Below are 2,136 nucleotides of genomic sequence, written 5' to 3' on the forward strand. Positions count from 1 at the left end.
GATTGCACCCGCCAGCGCGGGAAGTAGGAATCGGACATGGGGAAAAGGGCTCCTGTCGGTCGCCGGCTGCGGAGGATGCGCCGGTCTGGAATCTGGCGCGAGTTTACGGAGCGGAAATGGGGCTGGCCGCGAAGCCGCTCCCGGCCGGCTGGTCGGGCAAGGTGTGGGCGCAGTCGCAGGGGATCGCCGCGGTGCAGACGCTCGGCCTGCCGGCCGACTACCTGCTGCTGACGGATGCCGACATCGGCCATCCGCCCGACGCCGTCGCGCAGCTCGTCACGCGCGCGCAGGCCGAGAACCGCGATCTCGTGTCGCTGATGGTGCGGTTGCGCTGTGATTCGTTCTGGGAAAAGGCGCTGATCCCGGCGTTCGTGTTCTTCTTCGCGAAGCTCTACCCGTTCTCGTGGATCAACAATCCGCGCAATCGGACGGCCGGCGCCGCGGGCGGCTGCATGCTCGTCAAGCGCACGGCGCTTGAGGAAGCGGGCGGCATCGAGTCGATCCGCGGTGCGCTGATCGACGACTGCAGCCTCGCCGCGCAGATCAAGCATCGCGGCGAAGGCCGCCATCCGATCCGGCTCGACCTGGCCGATCGCAGCGTGTCGTTGCGCCCGTACGACAGCTGGCGCGACATCTGGAACATGATCGCGCGCACCGCGTTCACGCAGCTGCACTACTCGCCGCTGCTGCTGGCCGGCACGCTGCTCGGGATGACGATCATCTATCTCGTGCCGCCCGCCGCGGCGCTCGCGTACGGCGCGCGCGCCTGGCCGGCGTGGCTCGCCTGGGCGTCGATGTGCGCCGCGTATGCGCCGATGCTGCGCTACTACCGGCGCTCGCCGCTGTGGGCGCCGGCGCTGCCGCTCGTCGCGCTGTTCTACGTCGGCGCGACGTTCGCTTCCGCGTGGCGCTACTGGCGCGGCAAGGGCGGCCAGTGGAAGGCGCGCGTGCAGGCGCCGGTGGATCGCTGAGCATTGCCCGGGAGGCGTGCCTCCCGGCAGCCGGAAAGCACACAGCCCGATCGGTGGAAACCGGTCGGGCTGTTTCGTTTTCGGCGGTGCCTGTTCGGCGGGGCGGCGTGCCGGCGCTCAGCGCTGCGTCAGCATCATGTACATCTGGACCACGACGTCCGGCGAGAACGTGAACGGCACCCAGCCGTAGCCCGTATGGCGGGCCACCAGCAGGCGGTCGCCGTTCGACTGTTTCTGCACGGCCATCATCGGGTTCTTCGTCGTCACGAAGCGCCAGCCGGCCGGGATGCCGGGCGGCGGCTCCGGCTGCATCGACGCACGCGCATGCGCGAGTTCCTCGATCAGCTGGCCCAGTTGTTCCGGATGCAGCGTGATCGATTCGCCGTTGATGGTCAGCGTGAGTTCGTTCTGCGTCGGGCGCGACACGTGCAGCGTCGCTTTGTCGGACGGGGCCGGGGCGACGTCGGCTTCAACCTCAACCGGCGTTTCGGCTTGCGCCGTCGCGACGATGGCCGTGTCGGCGTCGGCCGTTGCATCCACCGTTTCGGCCGCCGCCGGCGCGGGGGCGATCACGGCCGGTTCCGCCGCCGGCGTACCGGCCGGCGCAGGTTCGACGACTTCGGCTGCCACTGCCGTGGCGGCGACTGCGTTCGTCGCGGCTTCGTTGACGACGGCCTCGACCAGCGCCTCGGCGTCGGCGATGGCCTTCGCGTGGTGCTGCGCCGCCGCTTCGGCTTGTGCGATCGCTTCGGCATGACGCTGCGTGACGGCCTCCGCCTGCGCGGTGGCATCGGCGTGGCGCTGCGCGGCCGCCTCGGCCTGCGCGATCGCTTCGGTATGGCGTTGCGTGACGGCTTCGGCCTCGGCGGTCGCCTCGGCATGACGCTGCGCGGCCGCCTGCGTTTCCGCGATTGCCTGCGTGTGCTGCTGCGCGAGCGCTTCGGCTTCCTTGATCGCAGCCGTGTGGCGCTGCGCGGCGGATTCGGCTTCGGCGATGGCAGCCGCGAGACGCTGCGTGGCCGCTTCGGCTTCGGCAGTGGCTTCCGCGTGCCGCTTTGCGGCGGCCTCGGCTTCGACGGTCGCGGCTGCATGGCGCTGCGCGGCCGCCTCGGCTTCGGTGGCTGCCGCGTGATGGCGCTGCGCGGCGGCCTCCGCCTCGGCGATC

At 70.8% G+C, this 2,136-nt stretch carries 1 protein-coding gene and 1 pseudogene; one reads left to right on the top strand and one right to left on the bottom strand.

Going from position 1 to position 2,136, the window contains the following annotated elements:
• Positions 1-122: 122 nt before the first annotated feature.
• A pseudogene (locus G3N96_RS38455) lies at positions 123-971 on the top strand (glycosyltransferase); the annotation flags it as partial.
• A gap of 117 nt (positions 972-1,088) precedes the next feature.
• On the opposite strand, the gene G3N96_RS38460 reads toward G3N96_RS38455, so the two are convergent.
• Positions 1,089-2,136, bottom strand: a 1,048-nt coding sequence (locus tag G3N96_RS38460) for a phage tail protein (protein ID WP_206140470.1), incomplete at its 5' end; no start/stop codon positions are given.

The organism is Burkholderia sp. Se-20373 (assembly GCF_017104705.1).
In the GTDB taxonomy this organism is placed as follows: Bacteria; Pseudomonadota; Gammaproteobacteria; order Burkholderiales; family Burkholderiaceae; genus Burkholderia.